Origin of the sequence: Halobacillus dabanensis (assembly GCF_900114165.1) — a bacterium.
Classification (GTDB): Bacteria; Bacillota; Bacilli; order Bacillales; family Halobacillaceae; genus Halobacillus; species Halobacillus dabanensis.
On record NZ_FOSB01000003.1, the window covers coordinates 88,196 to 107,079 of the forward strand.

Consider the following 18,884-nt stretch of genomic DNA (forward strand, 5'->3'; position numbering starts at 1 on the left):
GTTTCCTGTTAGTTGTTCTTATGTTTTGGAACAGCTAATTCTTTGAAATTTGCCGCAAGATCGTGAAGTTGTTCTGTTAATAACTCCCCTTCCATAGGTAACCCATGGCCTGTTATGGCCACTTGCGGGTGAAGGGAGGCGAGTTCTTTGACAGATTTCTCAGCTTCTTCCCAATTATGGGTATAATAAGCTGGTGGGCCGTGCACATGTTGATGTTGAATGAAAACGGCCATACTCGACTCTTGCTTTACAGTAATGAAAGCATCTCCAGAAATTAGTGCACCATCACTGTCCCGGAAAAGAGCAATATGGCCCGGAGTGTGTCCGGGAGTATGAATGACACGCCACCCTTTTAGAAAAGGTACAGAACCGTCGTTTGGTAAAGGATGAATATACTTACTCAAGTCTGCTTGATGGGTAGGGAAGAAAGGGGACATCAAAGATATCAGCCCACCTCCCACAGTTGCATCTCCGACTGGATAATCCCGTTTACCGGTTACATAGTCTAATTCCAATGGGTGAATGTAGATAGGAACTTCCCAATAGTCTGCCAGTTGTTTGGCTGATCCTACATGGTCAAAATGTCCATGCGTTAATATTATAGCTTTCGGTTTCGTAGTTCCATATCTTTTTTCAGCTGCCTTAATAATTCGCTTACTATAGTGGCCAATCCCGCAATCAACGAGGACCCACTCATCGGTTCCTTCTTTTCCAAGAAAAATGACATTGACGATTAATGCACGGTAAAAGGCGATATCATCCAACACTTGTTCTGATTCTGCATGCCCCATGTGATATTCTTCATTGGACGTTTCGTTATGTTCGAATTGATCCATCCCTTCCACCTCTTTAGCCAAAGTATGTACTTTTAGTTTGAGTTATAGGAGGGGAATTATTCACCTATGTAATATAAGGTGTCGAGAACTCACAATGAATCAAATCAAAAGGACTGTCATTCGGGTTTTTAGCTGGAAATGCTGCCATTTTATAATGAAAAGAGAGGCTGGTACATAAGTAAAAAACAACCAGTTAGAAGTTCAAATCATGAAAAAAATAACGCATGAAATTATGATTTTCGAATCGGATTTCATGCGTTTTATTTATTTTTTTTAATGGCATTGCCCCAGCCTCTTGTTATTCAATTCGCTTTTTCAAGAGACTGTTCGTCTGCATCTGTTTTAGGGGTCAACGTCTTCCCGGTAATGCCGTATAGGATCGTCAGGAGAGGACTCAATAAACAGAAGAATGCGAAAGGCAAGTAATCAAGGACGGGGACGCCTAGCACCCCTGAAAGAAACACGCCGCAAACACTCCATGGAACCAGCGGATTGATTACAGTACCTGCATCTTCTAAGGTGCGAGATAAATTCTTTCGTGCAAGCCCAGCTTTTTCATAAACATCCTGATATGCTTCCCCCGTCAGTAAGATCGACAAGTATTGCTCTCCTATCGCTATGTTGATTCCAATCGCAGTAAAGGCTGTAGACAATGTTGCAGACCTTGCTGAGTTCAAGGATTCTTGAATACGGGCTAAAATTGAAGGAATAACGCCTGTGACAAAAAACAGTCCACCAAGAGCTAATGCAAGGATGACAAGAGATACGGTGAAAAGCATATTGTTCATGCCTCCGCGGGTAAGAAGTTCATTGACAACTTCATTGCCTGTCTCACCTTGGAAACCGTTAAACCATGTCCCCCATAAAGCCCCCCATTCAAGAACACCTCGAAAGCCTGCAATGATGGTAGCTATGATACTACTTAGAGCCAGTGAAAGGAATGCAGGGCGCTTAGTGACTGTCATGGCTACAAGGGCAATTAAAGGAATCCATGATGTCCAGTGCATAAGGCCTGCATCTGCAAGATTAGCCTGGAAAATCCCCAATTGTTCAGCGTTCGTATTCCCCCCGGGAGATAATATAATGAATGTTAGGAAAGTGATGATAAAAGCAGGAATGGTAGTCCAGGACATATTCCTGATATGGTCGAACAGGTCAACTTTTACGACGGTGGAGGCCAGGTTAGTAGTATCAGATAATGGGGACATTTTGTCTCCGAAAAACGCACCGGATACAATAGCTCCTGCTGTCATAGCAAGAGATACATCCATCGATTGAGAAACACCGATAAATGCCACCCCGACGGTAGCCGCAGTAGTGAATGAGCTGCCCAGTGCGACACCGACAATGGCTGTTACAGCAAAAATTATGGCTAAGAACCATGGACCTCCAGACAAATGAAACCCCGCATTCATAAGCACTGGAATCGTGCCACTCGCCATCCAACTTGCTATTAGAATACCAATAACGAAAAAGAGGAGGACGGCTCCCATTCCGGTTTGAGCACCTTGTGTCATCCCGTATTGGAGATTCTTGAAGCTCATTTTCTTTATTAGTCCATATGTGAGCATCACCAATATTCCAATTAGGATAGGGATGTGTGGGACGGTTTGAAGTTCAATAATAAAATAACTTATTATTCCAATCGGCAAAAGTAGCAAAAGCGCAGATTCAACTACATTTGGTAACTTATTCGGTTGCAAATGAAGCATTTTTTTCCTCCTTATTCCTTCATGAATACAAAAAAGCTTCGCCCCAGCAAATAGGGACGAAGCGATCACTCCGCGGTACCACCCTTGTTGGTGAAATGTTTCACCCACTCGATTGGTGTATCACTTGTGAAGAAACCTGTAATTCAATGAAGGAAGGCTCGAGTTTCCACCAACCACTCGATCTCTGTTTCCTGCCTGCGCAACATCTACTTCGGGAATCATGATACAATATATTCTTTTTTGCTTGAACGCTTTTCCGTAATGAAGTAATTTTGTTATATCATAAAAGAATATTCAAGAATTGTCAACGGTGGGCAAGTGTAATTTTTAGCTTCAAATATTAGTAAGAGTTGTGTATAATAATGGGAAATTTTATAAGAAGGGGAGGGAGAGGAATGGAAACGCAAGCGATAGAGCATTCAGTTTCTTCTTCACGCCTGCATATGATGAAGAAGGGGATGTTTGCAGGGTTCCCTATTATGCTAGGGTATCTGCCCATTGCTTTGACTTATGGAGTGTTAGCGAGCAGAACAGGGATGTCGAATTTGGAACTCACTTTAATGAGTGTTCTCGTCTTTGCGGGAGCTGCTCAATTTTTAGCTGTCGGGATGGTCGCGACAGGTACCGGAATCATAGAAATTATCATTGCTACTTTCGTTCTTAATTTCCGGCATTTTGTTATGAGTCTTTCCTTTGTTAATCGTTTGAAAAAATTGCTTTAAGAGCTAAGATTCCTCTTACACTCGGTCTAACTGATGAAACTTTTACGATGTCGGCTTTATATCGAGAGGAAGCAAAAGAAAGGAATGGAAGTTTATTTTATGCGTCATTGATATTGACCGCCTACATTTCATGGGTAGGGGGTTCCTATCTTGGTGGTGTGCTAGGTGACGTCATACCAGCAAGGTTGAGCGATAGCATGGGGGTTGCTCTATATGCAATGTTTATCGGTCTTCTCGTTCCTTCCGTAAAAAAAGAAGGGAAAATTGCCATCATAAGTGTGTTAGCAATGGTCATTAACTTTCTCTGTCAGTACTGGGGAATGACACAAGGATGGGCGATTGTTGTTGGAACGGTCCTTGGAGGATTCGGAGGTATTTGGGTGTTAAGTGATGAAGAGGAGGGGGATGGATGATTATTTGGATGGTGATAGGCATGGCTGTTGTTACAGCGATTCCGCGCTTCTTACCTGCATTAATTGTAGATTTTATCACATTCCCTAAGTGGGTAGATCGGTGGTTGAACGCCATTCCTTATGCTGCATTGGGAGCTCTCATCTTTCCCGGGATTATGACTGTGAAGCCTGACGCTCCCCAAATCGGTGTCATCGCTGGCTTAGTCGGAGTCTTATTGGCATGGATGAATGTTCATATCATTCTTGTGGTTTTAGGCTGTATAGGGTCTGTCTTTTTACTTACATTATAATCACACCTGCCCAAGTGGTGCATATCGTATAGGGATACTTCCGAGAAAGGAATTGATCGTTATGCATCGTCAGTTTGGTTTTCCTTTCGGGCAGATTTTTGGAGGCCCTGGGCAAATGCCTGGTGGACCATACGGCCCGAGCCAGCCACCGCAAGGACCGCCGTTTGGAGGTAGTCCTGGACAGCCACCGTTTGGAGGTGGGCCTGGCCAACCACCACAAGGGCCGCCATTCGGGGGTGGACCAGGTCAGCCTCCACAAGGGCCACCTTTCGGGGGTGGAGGTCAAGGAGGACAATTACCACCACCTCCAGAGACTCCACCAAGTACTCAAAATGCCACATTGTTCGCTGTTGACCCAGGATCATTATATGGTTGCCTATACCGTTACACTTGGATCCGTATGGAAAATGGGCGTGCTTTCTGGTTTTATCCAACATTTATCGGGCGTACTTCTGTGGCGGGGTACCGTTGGCAACGTCGCAGGCGTCAATGGATTTACACAGGGTTTGATGCTAATAGGATCGCTAGTTTCCAATGTAGATAGGATAAAAATAAAAGATGGTGCCGTTTTCAGCACCATCTTTTTTGGTATAATATAATCGAAATCGGAAGGGGAGATGATCATGCCGCACGTAAGAGAAGCTCGTTTTGAAGATGCTGCAACAATCGCAGAAATCCACGTGAAAAGCTGGAAATCGACATATAAAGAACTGATAGATGAAAAAGACTTAAGCAATACGACGGTGGAACATCGAATCGCTCTTTGGGAAACAGTTTTAAAAACTCCAGTCAATGGTCAAATCGCATATGTCATTGAAAATCACCAGGGCGAAGTGGTCGGTTTTGTTTCTGGGGGGAAAGAGCGGACCAAAAATTATGGTTTTGATGGTGAAATCTATGCGATCTATTTATTGGATGATTACCAGGGAAAAGGATATGGAACGGAAATGCTCAAAGTGTTTTCTAGAGCAATGTTAGCGGCGGGGTATCATTCATTGCTTGTATGGGTGCTGACTCATAATCCTTCACGCCAATTTTACATAAATCATGGAGCGGATCCTATAGAAGCTGAAAAAGTGACGATTGGCCAAGGTACGTATGAAGAAACGGCATACGGATGGGGGAGGTTGGATGAACTTGCAGATCAGTTAGCCTAAAAGCCTGCCAAGATGGGCAGGCTTATTCTGATTCTTCATATGGTTCAATGTGTATGTGGGCATAACCGATGTTTTTTTCTTTTTCGAGGCGTTCTTCGACGGCATCTGTAATCTCGTGTCCTTCCTGTACTGTGATGTGGGGGTCTACATGGATGGTTGCTTCTACAAGCGTTTTATTCCCTTGTAACCTTGCTTTTACATCTTTGACAGCCCAAACATCCGGATGATCGGATATGGCTTCACGAATGTGTTCCATTTCATCCTCATCATAACCATCCGTCAAACTATGGGTGGCATCCACAAAAATTCCCCAGGATGTTTTGCAGATAATTATACCGACGAGCAACCCTGCTAAAGGATCGAGCCAAAATAGTCCAAACTGTGACCCGAAAATACCGATACTTGCACCTATACTTACAAGAGCATCTGATCTGTTATCTTGTGCTGCTGCATATAAGGCATGGCTATCTATTTTCTTCGATAAATTTAAATTATAACGGTACACCCCATACATGATGAATGCGGCTGCTAACGCTGTCCAAGCTGTCAACATGGATGGTTCACTTGCTTTTTGACTGATGATATCCTGAACAGTACCAATAATGACTTCAATACCCACTGTCATCATGATAAAGGCGGCAATCAAAGAAGCGATGGTTTCCGCCCGAAAGTGACCGTAATGATGGTCTTCATCCGGTGGTTTTCTTGAAATTTTCAAACCGATAAGGACTGCAATAGAGGCGATCACATCAGTCGTATTATTCAGACCATCCGCTCTCAGGGCTTCCGAATTGCCGATGGAGGCGATGGAGAGCTTTATGGTCGCTAGTACTAAATAGGCGATTATACTGACCCACGCCCCGCGTTCTCCTTTTTTTAGATTCGAATATTCACTCATTCCTAGTACCTCCGAACAGATCATATAAAAGCATGATTTAGCTTATCAAATAGATTCTCAGTGAGTCTAGAGAAAAAAAGCTTTCCACGTTCATATTGCTTGGGCAGGGTAACTAAAATTGCCCTTGTTCAAATTTTCATCATTTGAAGTATTATGTAGTCAAAGTAAATGTTTTATAAATTATCTCGAATTAAATAATCTCGTGTTTGAGTTTTATTAAATGCGGGTATATACTGTGTGTGAATCCGGAATGAATCCTTAGGTAAAGATAATAAAGCAGTGTGGATTCCAAAAGAGTGTAAAGGAGAGATTTTCTATGGCAAATGTAAAATTAGCGATCATTTATTACAGTTCCACTGGCACCAACTACAAAATGGCTCAATGGGCAGAGGATGCAGCTAAACAGGAAGGCGCAGAAGTGAAATTGGTACGTGTGCCAGAATTAGCTCCAATGGAAGCGATTGAACAAAACCCGGCATGGAAAGAGCATTACTTAGCAACGAAAGATGTAGTTCCAGAAGCAACAGTAGATGACTTGGACTGGGCAGATGCAATCATCTTTAGTGTTCCTACACGTTTCGGTAACGTTCCTGGTCAAGTGAAGCAATTCATGGATCAGGCTGGCGGATTGTGGTTCCAAGGTAAACTTGTCAATAAAGTGGTAAGTGCTATGACTTCCGCTCAAAATCCTCATGGTGGACAAGAATCCACCTTATTGAACTTTTACACGACAATGTTCCACTGGGGATCCATTATAGCGGCTCCTGGTTACACAGACGACGCGACCTTCGCTTCCGGAGGTAACCCATATGGTACCAGTGTAAGTGTTGATGGGGAAGGAAACATGAAAGAAGATGTAGAAGCCGGCGTTCGTCATCAAGCAAAGCGGACAATAGATGTAGCAAGCAAATTTGTCGAATAAGCATCAGAACCTGCTTTCTAAGTTACAGCATAAAAACCGGGGATAAAATCACTATGATTTTATCCCCGGTTTTTTTATTTAGAAAATCTAATGGCTATATATGTGTTGTTGTGATGCTTATCGTACTGTGAATCAATGGTGAGTCATCCTTGATTTTGCCTTTTTCATCCACTTTCAGATACTTAGCAGCCTAACGAGGAGAAATCCATTGATTGGAGTATGAAAATAGAAATCCGCAATAGAATTGATCTTTCTTTTTATTATGACAAGGACGCATTGTAAAGTTCTATTTTTTTCGAGATGAGTCTCCTATTAGGAAAAGGATAGATAGGAGTTAGGAACCATTTTATAAAATCCGGAGAACGTAAAAACCTTAGATAATAGGGATGAGAGGTTTATATTTTCAAAAATGGGGTATCATATAACTAAATATTCAGAAAACTTGTTGCGAAATCCTATTAAATCCTGCATAATGAAAAAAAGCCTGAAGGGGGTATTCTCATGAGAAAGCAAAAGATCGATTATGTTATCCGTCGCCACCCCGAATACAAAGGGAAAGAGATTACGGCAAAGAGAGAATTGTCCTTTGGAATACAGTTAGCCTCACGTTTGCTACTAGATCAATTGAGTTATCAATTTAATAAAGAACGCTTGGATAAAAAGATCAACCATGCTATTGATAACGATGATCGCGAAGAGTTTCAACGCTTAAGTTTAGAATATCAACCCTTTACATGGGAATAAGATAGAGCCGCTGCTAATGCAGTGGCTTTTTATTTATTTTATAGAATATGTTGGGATATACAGCTTCTTTCTTAGAATGTTATAGTAAAAACAACACCAAGGACTAGGAAGGTAATAAAAATTGAAAAAAGTTATGTTGTGTACAATGATGAGTATCACTTTGGTCGCTTGTTCATCGGATACAGAAGAAACGGCAGAAGATGTACCAGCGTCCAATACAGTAGAAGAAAAAGAGACGCAAGAAGATTCGGTGGAAGTGGATAAGGAAGAGGAAAATGAGGATACGGAACAAGAAGAAATAAAAGGGGAGGAGAACTCTAATTCTGACAGTAAGGACAAGGTATTAGATGATGGGACAGTGGAAGTCGGGGAACCTGCCAGTATTCAAGTCGTCGTAAATAAAGAACGAAAACTACCTGCAGATTACATTCCGGAAGATTTGATTGTACCTGATGTCCCTTTTTACTTCACAGAAGACCATCCGAAGAAACAAATGAGAGCGGTGGCAGCTGATGCCTTAGAAAAACTTTTCGCAGCTGCAGAAAAAGATGGTCTGGACTTGGTGGCTGCTTCCGGTTATCGCTCTTTCGATCGCCAAAAGAATATATATGACGGATATGTCGCTGAATATGGAAAAGAAGAAACAGACAAATTCTCCGCTCAACCTGGTACTAGTGAGCACCAGACAGGCTTAGCTATGGATGTTACTTCTGCCCAGGTAGCCTTTCAACTCGAAGAATCTTTTGGAAACACGTCAGAAGGGGAATGGCTAGCAGAACATGCCCATGAATATGGATTCATCATTCGTTATTTAGAAGGGGCTCAAGAAATTACAGGATACACGTATGAACCGTGGCACCTTCGGTATGTCGGTAAAGACATATCCAGCACCATCCACAACCAGGAAGTGACCTTAGAAGAATTTTTCGGTCTTCATCCATCAAATGAATGAATGACTAAAAGCCATTTCTCCATAGATAGAGAAATGGCTTTTTTAGTAACAAACACCTACACGGTGATAAACGAATCTATCCTTGTGTAGTTCATCAAATGCAAACTGCGCTGTGTCATCGACTGAAATTTTCTTGCCGTTCTCAGGTAACTGGTCTAATTCGAAGCGAATGCAACCTTGGCGCTTTCCATCTGGCAAATACGTAGGGCATATGATGGTCCATTCCAAACTGCTGGCCTGCAAAGCTTCATATACTTTTACATGCTCTTTGGCGGCAAATGTTTTCTTACGCTTTGATTCGTTTGTTTGGAAACGATATTTCCCTTTCTCATTTCTGCTATTTAAAATACCAGCCGTACCTATAGTAATAATCCGTTTTATGCCTGTATCTCTCATAGTATTAATGATCAATGGTATGGCTTGCGAGAGAGTATCTGTTTTATCAGTATTCAAGCCACTGAATACAGTATCACACCCACGGATTGTTTCTTTAATATGGTTTTCCACTTTTGCATCACCGACGATAAGTTCTGCTCCAGGGATGATATTAGAAGCCCGCTTTTCATCTCTCACTAATGCCCTTACTTCTATATTTTCTTTTAAAGCTAATCGAGCAACCTCTGAGCCGATACGACCTGTCCCACCGAATATAGCTAATTTCATATAATCACCTCAAATTTTTAGGGAATTTTATTTTGGTTCACATATTATTTATGTACTGATACGAGTTTTCTTAAAATCAAGAAGATAGAGAGGGAGCTTTAGAATGAAAAAAAGACCTGTATGGAGCTGGATGCTCTATGATTTTGGGAATTCAGCCTTTGCTACTACAATTATGGCTGCTATTTTACCTGTTTTCTATTATGATGTAGCAGCTAAGGGTGTGCAAGAATCTTTAGCAGCTAGTTATTGGGGGTATTCCCAATCCATCGCTGTTTTAATCGTTGCTATTTTGGCTCCCGTTTTAGGTGCTATCAGTGATTATTCAGCAGCAAAGAAACGGTTTCTAAGGTTTTTTGCTTATATGGGGATGCTGGCTTCCGTGTTGTTGGCCTTTGTCGGGGAAGGGGACTATATATTCGCCTCTGTCTTACTAATAATCGGAACGATCGGATTTTCAGGAGCGAATGTTTTCTACGATGCTTTTTTGCCTGAAGTTGCTGAAGGGCAGGACATCGACCGTGTTTCTGCCACAGGATTCACTTTAGGTTATGTCGGCGGGGGCGTTTTATTGGCAGTCAATTTACTTATGATAATGAAATATCAATGGTTTGGTTTGTCTAACGGACTTGTAGGGACACAATTGGCATTTGTGTCTGTTGGGGTCTGGTGGTTTATTTTTTCTATTCCACTTTTTAAAAATGTGGTGGAAGAAAAGAAAGTCCAGCCAAAAAGGACACAGTCTTATGTTTCGATAGGTTTTCAAAGGCTAGGCCGCACGTGGAAAGAACTAAAGCATTTTAAACAGTTATTAATATTTCTGCTTGCTTTCTGGCTATACAATGATGGAATATCGACCATTATAAAAATGGCGACCATCTATGGAAGGGATATCGGGATTGACAGTAACTCCTTAATTACAGCATTGCTCATAACTCAATTTGTAGGAATTCCTTGTACCTTTTTCTTTGGTTGGATGGCAGGGAAAATTAAGCCAAAACGAGCGTTAATCATATCCTTGTTTATTTATTTGGCGATCGTGGGGCTAGGATATTTTATGACCTCTGCCCTTCATTTCTATATTTTGGCTATTTGTGTGGGCTTCGTACAGGGTGGTGCACAGGCTCTTAGCCGGTCCATTTTTGGTAGAATGGTTCCAGGGGATCGACATGCTGAATTTTTTGGTTTTTACGGAATCTCTTCTAAGTTCGCAGCCATTTTCGGTCCGTTCGCATTCGCACTTGTTGGTCAATTGACAGGTTCCAGCCGCCTGGGCATTCTATCTCTTATATTCTTTTTCGCTGTTGGAATTATTCTTCTTTTCATCCTGGATATTGATAAAGGAGTAGAGCAGGCGAAGCAGCGCACGAACCCTGATGAGAAGCCTGTGCTTCGCGTTTGATTACTAACTGTTTATTTCTTATACGATTGGACGACTATAAAGGTTGGTATATGTATATTCAAGGGATTCTCCCGTATCGTAAGAGACATTGCCGATGATATTCCCGATAATTTCAAAAGTTTCGGGAGAACCGTGTTCCCAATACTCTAATATATATTGAAATAATTTATGCCCTTCATTTAAAGCTTTTTCATATAAATCTAAAAATGATTCATTGCGTTTTTCATATGTAGCAGGATGCCGCCATTCTGTCCGCTCTTCATTCAAATAGTCACGGTTCTCAAGAATTGGTTGATGGGAAAAGGAGGAAACGAGGGTACCGAACCACTTATTCTTCCACTTCCAGGGATCATAAAGCACTCGTTGAGCTGCTTGTATATGCAAAAGTGATTGTTGTATCACTTTTTTGTTGTAACGATCAACAACTGATGGGTAGTGCTTTATCATCAACCCATGCAAGAGATCTCCAATTGGACGTACATGTGTACCGACTTTCATTTCCTTGTGAACAGGGTTTTTCCAACTCTTCTTGCTCCGATCCCTTTTCAACATCAACGTATCAATGAGTACTTCTAATTCCTGATGCTTATTACCGGTGTAACCAGCATGGTAATGAATATAAGGGTGGGTGTGTCTGTCTAGGACGTGGTGACTGACAAACCCCAGGATATATGATTGAAGCATATTTTTTTCATTCTTACCTTGTTCAACCATTGCTAATAAAAAAGGTCCGCAGTTTTCTGTGTGGAGGCTCATCCCGATATCCGCCACTTTTTTGTCGGGAAGGAACGGGAGGAAGTTATGATAGAAAAAAGGATCCGGACCCTGTGCACCCATATGTAGTGTAGGCGATGATGTCTGCAATAAATCATCTCGGTTAAGATTTTTACACAGCTGGTCCACAAACAGAATATGTGTCCATATATTTGGCATTTTCAAACCTCCGCTTTCAAAATTTTTTATGTTTCAAATATTTGTTACAGATAATGGAAGGATATTGTAAGACTTGAATTCGAGACTTTTGTGTTAGTGAATGGGGCTGCGGGGAATAGGTCGCTTTCCCAACCACCATACTCACAACCAAACGTCTCGAAACTGAGTATTCAAGATAAGGGAGCTTTTGTGGGAGGTGGGTGGAATCATATAGTCAAAAAAAAGAGCCTCTTCCAAGGCTCTTTTTTACCACTTTTTTACCCACTTGAGAGGTCAAGCAAATACGGACGATATGTACATTGCTTGATAACTCAATTATACACACAAATTAGAAAAATGTAAATAATCAGAAATTTTGAGGGTGGAAAAACGTCTAAAAAAGTGGTCTTCTGATGATTGTTCAAAAGATTCTTGATACAATGAAAAAGCAGATAATGAAAAGATAAAAGGGAGGATTCATATGGACTATCGTATAGAGAAAGATACAATTGGAGAAATCAAGGTACCAAGCGAAAAATATTGGGGAGCACAAACTCAAAGAAGTAAACAAAACTTCCCGATCGGTGATGAAAAGATGCCAAAAGAAGTCGTTGAAGGTTTTGCTATCCTGAAAAAGAGCGCAGCAAAGGCAAATGCTGAACTTGGTTTATTAGAGGAAGAAAAAGCCCAAGCGATTGCTCATGCTGCAGATCAAATTATTGCTGGAGAGCTTGATGAGCACTTTCCTCTTGTCGTATGGCAGACAGGGAGTGGTACACAGTCAAATATGAACGTCAATGAGGTGATTGCCCATGTCGGTTCACAATGGCTCCAGGAACAAGGAAGCGAGACACGATTACATCCAAATGATGATGTCAATAAATCGCAAAGTTCCAATGATACTTATCCGACTGCTATGCATATCGCATCTGTCCGGAAAATCGAGGACGTCGTATTACCGGCCTTGATTCAATTCAAACATACATTGAAAGAAAAAATGGAAGCGTTTAACGATATTGTTAAAATTGGCCGGACACATTTGCAGGATGCTACACCTTTGACACTTGGCCAGGAGATTAGTGGCTGGCACCGTATGATTGAAAAAACAGAAAAAATGTTGATTGAGAGCACGGAATACGTGAAAGAGCTTGCAATTGGTGGTACTGCTGTCGGAACTGGATTGAATGCTCATGAAGACTTTTCAGAAAACGTGGTTGCTCAAATCAATGAAGCGACAGGTAAAGGGTTTGTGTCTGCACCGAATAAATTCCACGCATTAACGTCCCATGACGAACTCGTCCATACTCATGGTGCTTTAAAGGCTTTGGCTGCAGATATTATGAAGATTGCCAATGATGTCCGCTGGTTAGCGAGTGGACCACGTTGTGGAATTGGTGAAATTACGATTCCAGCGAATGAGCCAGGCAGTTCCATCATGCCAGGTAAGGTCAATCCTACACAAAGCGAAGCTGTCACGATGGTAGCTGCGCAAGTTATGGGGAATGACGCAACTATCGGCTTTGCTGCAAGTCAGGGGAATTTTGAACTGAATGTATTCAAACCTGTGATTGCTTTTAATTTCCTCCAGTCTGCTCAACTTCTTGCTGATAGCATTATCTCGTTTGATGAGCGCTGCGTAAGTGGTTTAGAACCTAACCATGAACAAATTGAAAAATATTTGCGTGATTCATTAATGCTAGTAACAGCATTAAACCCTCATATCGGTTATGAAAATGCAGCCAAAATTGCTAAAACAGCTTTTGAAAGAAACCAAACTTTGAAAGAAACAGCTGTTGAATTGGGTATCCTGACTGATGAGCAATTTGAAGAATATGTGGATCCGAAAGCAATGACAAAGCCAAATGCTAAGTGATTAGAACCTGTTGTTAGTCATGATTGTTAGCCTAATATAATATCTCCATTAATTACCACCTTTTTTTTGACATAAAAACAAAAGGACCTACTCATACTACGATTACACAAGACAGGAGGTGAGACACATGGCTAACAACAACAGTTCAAACGAGTTGGTTGTACCTGGAGTACAACAAGCTCTAGACCAAATGAAATACGAAATCGCACAAGAATTTGGCGTACAACTTGGTGCTGACTCTACATCTCGTGCTAACGGCTCTGTAGGTGGTGAGATCACTAAGCGTCTTGTACAAATGGCTGAACAACAGTTCGGTGGACAACAACGTTAAGGACAAAAATAAATATTTGTGACGAAGGAGGAAGGGTGCGCCCTTCCTCCTTACTTTTTCCACCTTTTCAACGAGTAAAACGAAATAATGTAACTTTTGAAAGAAGTGTTCATTATGAACGAATGTGGGCTATGCAATGGCTGGGCTGCATCTGAACGTCCTTGCCCAAAGTGTGAAGGAACAATGAGGAATCAAGGGCGTGTGACCGATTTTTTGGACGATTACAGCCCTTACCTTGATCAAAAATATACAAACCTGGTAGATGGAGACAATGATTCTACTGCTACTGACGAATGTGTTCATTTGTTCGTATGCGAAGATTGTGGATTGAATGATATACAGACCACATAAAAAACGCAGCCTCTAAAGGCTGCGTTTTGTCTATCGTATGCGAAGTTCTGTCTCTTTATCGAAAAAGTGTACTTTGTTCATATCAATAGCCAAAGTGATTTGGTCACCACCATTGATATCGGAGCGGGAATCGACACGAGCGATAAATTCTTGATCATTGAGCTTAGAATATAAGTACGACTCCGATCCCATGAGTTCTGCTACTTCGATGTCAGCTGTAATCTGTTTATCCTGGTTAGCATCGATGAACACAGGCTCATCGTGCATGTCTTCCGGTCTAACACCCAAAATGATATCTTTACCGATGTAGTTTTGCTCACGGAGTGGTTTCATTTTACCTTCAGGAACAGCGATCTTAATTTCTCCAAGTTCAATGTACCCATCAGCAAGTGTACCATTCAAGAAGTTCATGGCAGGTGAGCCGATAAAGCCGCCGACAAAAACATTCTCAGGCTTGTCATATACTTCTTTAGGTGCGCCGACTTGCTGAATAATTCCATCTTTCATAACAACAAGACGAGTCGCCATTGTCATTGCTTCTGTCTGGTCGTGGGTTACATAAATCGTTGTCGTTTGTAGACGCTGGTGGAGCTTTTGGATTTCCGCGCGCATTTGGACACGTAGCTTTGCATCAAGGTTGGATAGAGGTTCGTCCATCAAGAAGACCTTTGCATCACGGACAATGGCACGTCCTAATGCCACACGCTGTCTTTGACCTCCTGATAGCGCTTTCGGTTTACGGTCAAGTAAAGCCTCTAATCCGAGGATTTGTGCTGCATTATTCACACGTTTTTCGATCTCGCTTTTGTCCATTTTACGCAACTTCAATCCGAAAGCCATATTATCGTAAACATTCATGTGGGGATACAAAGCATAGTTCTGGAAGACCATTGCAATGTCGCGGTCCTTAGGTGCTACGTCGTTCATGCGTTTCTCATCAATCATGAAATCTCCGCCAGTAATTTCTTCAAGGCCTGCGATCATACGAAGTGTAGTGGATTTCCCACACCCGGATGGCCCGACGAATACAATGAATTCTTTATCGTCTATGTGTAAGTTGAAATCATCTACTGCACGTACATTTTTATCATAAACTTTTTCGATATTATTCAGTTTCAATTCTGCCATTTGGATATCCCCCTAATGTTTTTGAAATCGCTTTCTTGATTGGTTATAGTGTATCGAAGATTCCAAAAACGGTAAATGGACAAAGTGCACAAACCTTTGAGTGAGCATTTGTGCACTTTGTCGACCTCAGTAATCCATTTGCAATAAGGCGAGGTAGGTAATGACAGCTCCTTTGAATTGCTTAATATCCAAACCTGTTTTTTCAATGAATTTATCGACACGGTATTGTAGACTGTTTCGATGCATGTAGAGACGCTTGGCGGCCAGGGAGGCATTTGATCCTGCTTCTAAGAAGATACGAATCGTTTGGAGTAACTCTGTATCTTCTTCAATTTCACTGAAAATCGCCCGCCTTATATGGTTCCATTCCGAAGATGGTAAGGCTTCTAAATATAGATAAGGAATGATGTCTTTATAAGTGATTACGGCCCCTAATTGGTGTTCTTTTGCGATTTTTGCTCCTTTTACAGACCATTCGAGTATGGTGTTCGCTTCGTTCAATTGCTCTGAAAATTCACTGAGGAAGAAATGGATTTTTGTATAGAAATCACTCATCAATACGTCTGGAATTCCTTCGAAAGAGAGGATTTCCTGTTGATTGGAAAATACCTCTTCTACAATGAAACCGTCACGATCGGATGTCCATAGTATAGGCATTTCCTGAGGGAACAAGGATTGAAAAGCTTCGTGAATAATGGACTTGTCAGTGGAAGAATCCTCTATGGAAAAAAGAACAAAACGATAAGAAGAAGGCCATTGAAAGTCATCTTTTTTCTTATTTTTATGAAGAAGTTTAGACCAGCCTTTCTCCCTTGCACTTAAAACAGACTCATCGGAAGTGATTGGCGTTAGAAAAACAGAAAGTAAATCAGAAGAATGACCATCCAGCTCATGATCAAGGATGCCGATGATTTCCGAGTCTTCTGTTTCAAACCAGTGGTAATTCTTATTTTCCATGTTCTCTTGCTTATTAGTAATTAATGATGGGTAAATGCGCTTCAATTGCTCTATGACAGACATGAATCTCTTCCTTTTTGATAGGATTTCTACTATCATAGTAATACAATGGTGAAAATCCGCAAAGTGTTATAAGTATAAAAGTGTACGGGAGTGAAGGGGGTAGAAAGCAATGGATCAGGTGAAAGATCAAAATATATATGGACCCGAAACAAAAAACCGGTTGAAACGTATTGAAGGCCAAGTTCGAGGGGTATTGAAGATGATGGATGAAGATAAAGACTGCAAAGACGTCATTACCCAATTATCTGCTGCTCGTTCTGCGATGGACCGCGCCATCGGGTATATAGTAGCAAAGAACCTCGAAGGCTGTATCCGTGAGGCTCACGAGGAAGGTGAATCAGCAGAAGAGTTGATTAATGAAGCGGTACAAATGATCGTGAAAAGCAGATAGATGAAAACAGAGCTGTCTCCAACATGTCTTAAAAAGGCATGAAAGGAAACAGCTTTTTTCATGGCATTCTTATCGTTTCGTTTTTTGTTTTGGGATTTCGTGTGTTTCGCCAATTTGTTCATGTCCTTGAACTGGCTTAATCGTGCCCCCTGCCATTCCCTCGCTGATCATTCGGTCTACGTCTAATTCTAATTTTCCTTTACCTTCCGGTGCTTCATGTTTCTTCGATCTCATATCTTCACCTCCCTACTTGATATTCTTGCCCTTATAAGCAATTTCGATGAACTAGTTGCTTGTCATATCGATTACCGAATTTCATATCTATATAAGTAGGGGAGGGGAAGGGATGCAAATTCAGAATCAATCATTTATTCATTTGTTAAGACAGGCTATTGAGAATGAGTGGAATGCAGTGGATTTTTATAAGCGGCTAGGTGGAGATACAAGCAACCGGTTATTTCGACATTATATTAAACATGCAGAAGAAGATGAATGGAAGCACTATCAAATGTTCCAGCACCTTCACCTTCAACTTACAGGACGATATCATGAGTTTGAGCCAAAACAAGTCAGTTATCGATCTTTTGAAAATGGAATCATCCAGGCGCAAATAGATGAATTCGATGCTGCAGAAATGTATCGGCATATGCTTTTCATGATTCCCACGCCTATTGCCTATCAAGCGCTTTTCGTAGCTTTGACAGATGAAATGGAGCATGCTACCCGTTTTGGTACCATTTATGGACGATTAAAATAATTGTTTTCCATTTAGAAACTTATAAAATAATGAATTTAATAATTAATGATTGATAAAGGGTATACTATTCATTCAATACCCAGCAGACGTGTATAAGCAAACCGGCCTGTAGAAGGGGAGATGTGTTCCCTTTCTACAGGCCATTTTGCTAGACGCTTCGTGTAATAAAAGAGTGCTTGTGCCTTTACTCTTTTCTTTCCTATTGGCACTACATAAATTTTTCAATTATACTTGGTACACTATGATCAGAAAGAGGTTGTACCATGAATCCAATCTTACTTATTTTGCTTATGGTCGGAATTGGAGCCATGATTGGTGGGGTAACCAACTCATTAGCAATCAAAATGTTATTCCGTCCATATAGGGCTTTGTATATCGGGAAGTTTCGTCTCCCATTCACTCCTGGATTGATACCTAAACGACAAAAAGAACTGGCACAACAATTAGGGAAAATGGTCGTTAATCATCTTCTTACACCAGAAGGAATACGTCGCAAACTTGCTCATCCAAAATTTCAAGAGCAGGTGACTAAGTGGGCTAAAGATGAGGTCCGCCATATGCTGCAAAGCGAACGTACGATAGACCATATCTTAAATGAATTTCAAGTGGACATCACGTCCCAGACTGTGAAAAAAAACATTGCTGAATGGGTGGAGAAACGTTACCACAAGGAAATGGATCAATACCGTGAGAAGGAAATTGGAAAACTGCTATCTCCCGACTTTCGTCTGAAGATTGACCGAAGCATAGATACAGCAGCAGACCATATCCAGAAGAGTGTGGAGAATTATTTCCGAAGTTCTGAAGGGCGAGAGAAAGTTTCTGCTTTAATAGACAATTACTTGGATAACCAGGGGTTCTTTGGAAATATGATTTCATCGTTTATGGGACCTGACGGAGTGACAGAACGGGTTTATCCAGTAATCCTTAAATATGTATCTGATAGAGAAATGAATGATTGGCTACAAACCATGTTGCACTCAGAGAAGGACAAACTTTTGAAACAGCAAGTATCATGGGCGGAAAGTTATCTGGGGCAAGATGTGATAGCTCGTAATCTTGGGGAAACCGTGGCGAACATGGTGCCGGTAGAAAAGTGGATGACAAGGACAGTGGCTGAGTGGACCTCCCCTTATGAAGAGAAGATAGTAGATCAGTTTGTTCCCATGATTGTCAATAAAACCAGTGGGTTATTATCTTCCAAAATAGAGAACATGATGGCGACCATGCATCTCTCAGAAATCGTTCAGGAAGAAGTAGAAGCCTTCCAAGTTGAACGTCTGGAAGAAATGGTATTAGGGATATCAAAGCGGGAATTCAAGATGATCACATATTTGGGAGCATTACTTGGTGGAATCATCGGTTTATTACAAGGGATTATTGTGTTATTTTTCGGATAATAGCCTATTCCTA

21 protein-coding genes and 1 pseudogene are annotated in these 18,884 nt (G+C 41.3%); 14 read left to right on the forward strand and 8 right to left on the reverse strand.

What is annotated here, in order from left to right; genetic code table 11:
• Positions 1-8 precede the first annotated feature (8 nt).
• Entirely contained in the window at positions 9-836 is an 828-nt protein-coding gene (locus tag BMZ58_RS06375) for an MBL fold metallo-hydrolase (RefSeq protein ID WP_075035723.1), read from the reverse strand.
• A gap of 302 nt (positions 837-1,138) precedes the next feature.
• A complete protein-coding gene (nhaC, locus tag BMZ58_RS06380; RefSeq protein ID WP_075035724.1) occupies positions 1,139-2,548 on the reverse strand; it encodes a Na+/H+ antiporter NhaC in 1,410 nt (469 codons plus the stop codon).
• Between the two features lie 479 nt (positions 2,549-3,027).
• On the opposite strand from nhaC, the pseudogene BMZ58_RS06385 reads away from it, so the two are divergent.
• From BMZ58_RS06385 to BMZ58_RS06400, 4 genes and pseudogenes are all read left to right on the forward strand, one after another.
• A pseudogene (locus BMZ58_RS06385) lies at positions 3,028-3,683 on the forward strand (AzlC family ABC transporter permease).
• A complete protein-coding gene (locus BMZ58_RS06390; RefSeq protein WP_075035725.1) occupies positions 3,680-3,973 on the forward strand; it encodes an AzlD domain-containing protein in 294 nt (97 codons plus the stop codon). Before BMZ58_RS06385 ends, BMZ58_RS06390 begins: the two are co-directional and overlap by 4 nt.
• Positions 3,974-4,034: 61 nt before the next feature.
• Positions 4,035-4,517 carry a hypothetical protein gene (locus BMZ58_RS06395; RefSeq protein WP_075035726.1) on the forward strand — a complete coding sequence of 161 codons (483 nt, stop codon included), beginning with the start codon at positions 4,035-4,037 and terminating at the stop codon, positions 4,515-4,517.
• A 79-nt stretch (positions 4,518-4,596) separates the two neighbouring features.
• The gene (locus BMZ58_RS06400; protein WP_075035727.1) at positions 4,597-5,130 is read left to right on the forward strand and encodes a GNAT family N-acetyltransferase; all 534 of its coding nucleotides are present in this window, start codon (positions 4,597-4,599) and stop codon (positions 5,128-5,130) included.
• Positions 5,131-5,152: 22 nt separating this feature from the next.
• On the opposite strand, the gene BMZ58_RS06405 is transcribed toward BMZ58_RS06400, so the two are convergent.
• Positions 5,153-6,028 carry a cation diffusion facilitator family transporter gene (locus BMZ58_RS06405; protein WP_075035728.1) on the reverse strand — a complete coding sequence of 292 codons (876 nt, stop codon included), beginning with the start codon at positions 6,026-6,028 and terminating at the stop codon, positions 5,153-5,155.
• Positions 6,029-6,344: 316 nt separating this feature from the next.
• On the opposite strand from BMZ58_RS06405, the gene wrbA reads away from it, so the two are divergent.
• The 3 genes from wrbA to BMZ58_RS06420 all read left to right on the forward strand — a co-directional run bounded on the left by wrbA (position 6,345) and on the right by BMZ58_RS06420 (position 8,646).
• Positions 6,345-6,950, forward strand: coding sequence for an NAD(P)H:quinone oxidoreductase (gene wrbA, locus BMZ58_RS06410; RefSeq protein ID WP_075035729.1), 606 nt, complete (start codon positions 6,345-6,347; stop codon positions 6,948-6,950).
• Between the two features lie 501 nt (positions 6,951-7,451).
• A complete protein-coding gene (locus BMZ58_RS06415) occupies positions 7,452-7,694 on the forward strand; it encodes an IDEAL domain-containing protein (RefSeq protein WP_075035730.1) in 243 nt (80 codons plus the stop codon).
• Between the two features lie 121 nt (positions 7,695-7,815).
• On the forward strand, positions 7,816-8,646 hold the full coding sequence (locus BMZ58_RS06420; protein ID WP_075035731.1) for a M15 family metallopeptidase: 831 nt from the start codon (positions 7,816-7,818) through the stop codon (positions 8,644-8,646).
• A gap of 42 nt (positions 8,647-8,688) precedes the next feature.
• Here the strand turns inward: BMZ58_RS06420 and BMZ58_RS06425 are convergent, their stop codons facing one another.
• Positions 8,689-9,309, reverse strand: coding sequence for an NAD(P)-dependent oxidoreductase (locus tag BMZ58_RS06425; RefSeq protein WP_075035732.1), 621 nt, complete (start codon positions 9,307-9,309; stop codon positions 8,689-8,691).
• 103 nt (positions 9,310-9,412) lie between these two features.
• Here BMZ58_RS06425 and BMZ58_RS06430 point away from each other — a divergent pair, with 103 nt between their 5' ends.
• Positions 9,413-10,708, forward strand: a complete 1,296-nt coding sequence (locus BMZ58_RS06430) for an MFS transporter (protein WP_075035733.1) — start codon at positions 9,413-9,415, stop codon at positions 10,706-10,708.
• 18 nt (positions 10,709-10,726) lie between these two features.
• On the opposite strand, the gene BMZ58_RS06435 is transcribed toward BMZ58_RS06430, so the two are convergent.
• Positions 10,727-11,641, reverse strand: coding sequence for a zinc dependent phospholipase C family protein (locus BMZ58_RS06435; RefSeq protein ID WP_075035734.1), 915 nt, complete (start codon positions 11,639-11,641; stop codon positions 10,727-10,729).
• 460 nt (positions 11,642-12,101) lie between these two features.
• Between BMZ58_RS06435 and fumC the strand changes: the two genes are divergently transcribed.
• The 3 genes from fumC to BMZ58_RS06450 all read left to right on the forward strand — a co-directional run bounded on the left by fumC (position 12,102) and on the right by BMZ58_RS06450 (position 14,175).
• Positions 12,102-13,493, forward strand: coding sequence for a class II fumarate hydratase (gene fumC / locus BMZ58_RS06440; RefSeq protein WP_075035735.1), 1,392 nt, complete (start codon positions 12,102-12,104; stop codon positions 13,491-13,493).
• 127 nt (positions 13,494-13,620) lie between these two features.
• Positions 13,621-13,824, forward strand: coding sequence for an alpha/beta-type small acid-soluble spore protein (locus BMZ58_RS06445; RefSeq protein ID WP_075035736.1), 204 nt, complete (start codon positions 13,621-13,623; stop codon positions 13,822-13,824).
• Between the two features lie 114 nt (positions 13,825-13,938).
• Positions 13,939-14,175: a hypothetical protein gene (locus BMZ58_RS06450; RefSeq protein ID WP_075035737.1), complete on the forward strand. Its 237-nt coding sequence runs from the start codon at positions 13,939-13,941 to the stop codon at positions 14,173-14,175.
• Positions 14,176-14,205: 30 nt separating this feature from the next.
• Here BMZ58_RS06450 and BMZ58_RS06455 read toward each other — a convergent pair whose 3' ends face one another.
• Together BMZ58_RS06455 and BMZ58_RS06460 are read right to left on the reverse strand one after the other, a co-directional pair.
• Positions 14,206-15,303 carry an ABC transporter ATP-binding protein gene (locus BMZ58_RS06455; RefSeq protein WP_075035738.1) on the reverse strand — a complete coding sequence of 366 codons (1,098 nt, stop codon included), beginning with the start codon at positions 15,301-15,303 and terminating at the stop codon, positions 14,206-14,208.
• 126 nt (positions 15,304-15,429) lie between these two features.
• Positions 15,430-16,323 (reverse strand): PucR family transcriptional regulator, encoded by an 894-nt coding sequence (locus tag BMZ58_RS06460; RefSeq protein WP_075035739.1) that lies wholly within the window; start codon positions 16,321-16,323, stop codon positions 15,430-15,432.
• A gap of 109 nt (positions 16,324-16,432) precedes the next feature.
• On the opposite strand from BMZ58_RS06460, the gene BMZ58_RS06465 reads away from it, so the two are divergent.
• Complete coding sequence (locus BMZ58_RS06465) at positions 16,433-16,714, forward strand: metal-sensitive transcriptional regulator (RefSeq protein WP_075035740.1); 282 nt, start codon at positions 16,433-16,435, stop codon at positions 16,712-16,714.
• A 69-nt stretch (positions 16,715-16,783) separates the two neighbouring features.
• On the opposite strand, the gene BMZ58_RS21015 is transcribed toward BMZ58_RS06465, so the two are convergent.
• Complete coding sequence (locus BMZ58_RS21015; RefSeq protein WP_167360037.1) at positions 16,784-16,948, reverse strand: hypothetical protein; 165 nt, start codon at positions 16,946-16,948, stop codon at positions 16,784-16,786.
• A gap of 112 nt (positions 16,949-17,060) precedes the next feature.
• Here BMZ58_RS21015 and BMZ58_RS06470 point away from each other — a divergent pair, with 112 nt between their 5' ends.
• Positions 17,061-17,471, forward strand: a complete 411-nt coding sequence (locus BMZ58_RS06470) for a ferritin-like domain-containing protein (protein WP_075035741.1) — start codon at positions 17,061-17,063, stop codon at positions 17,469-17,471.
• Positions 17,472-17,734: 263 nt separating this feature from the next.
• Positions 17,735-18,871: a DUF445 domain-containing protein gene (locus BMZ58_RS06475; protein ID WP_075035742.1), complete on the forward strand. Its 1,137-nt coding sequence runs from the start codon at positions 17,735-17,737 to the stop codon at positions 18,869-18,871.
• Positions 18,872-18,884 lie beyond the last annotated feature (13 nt).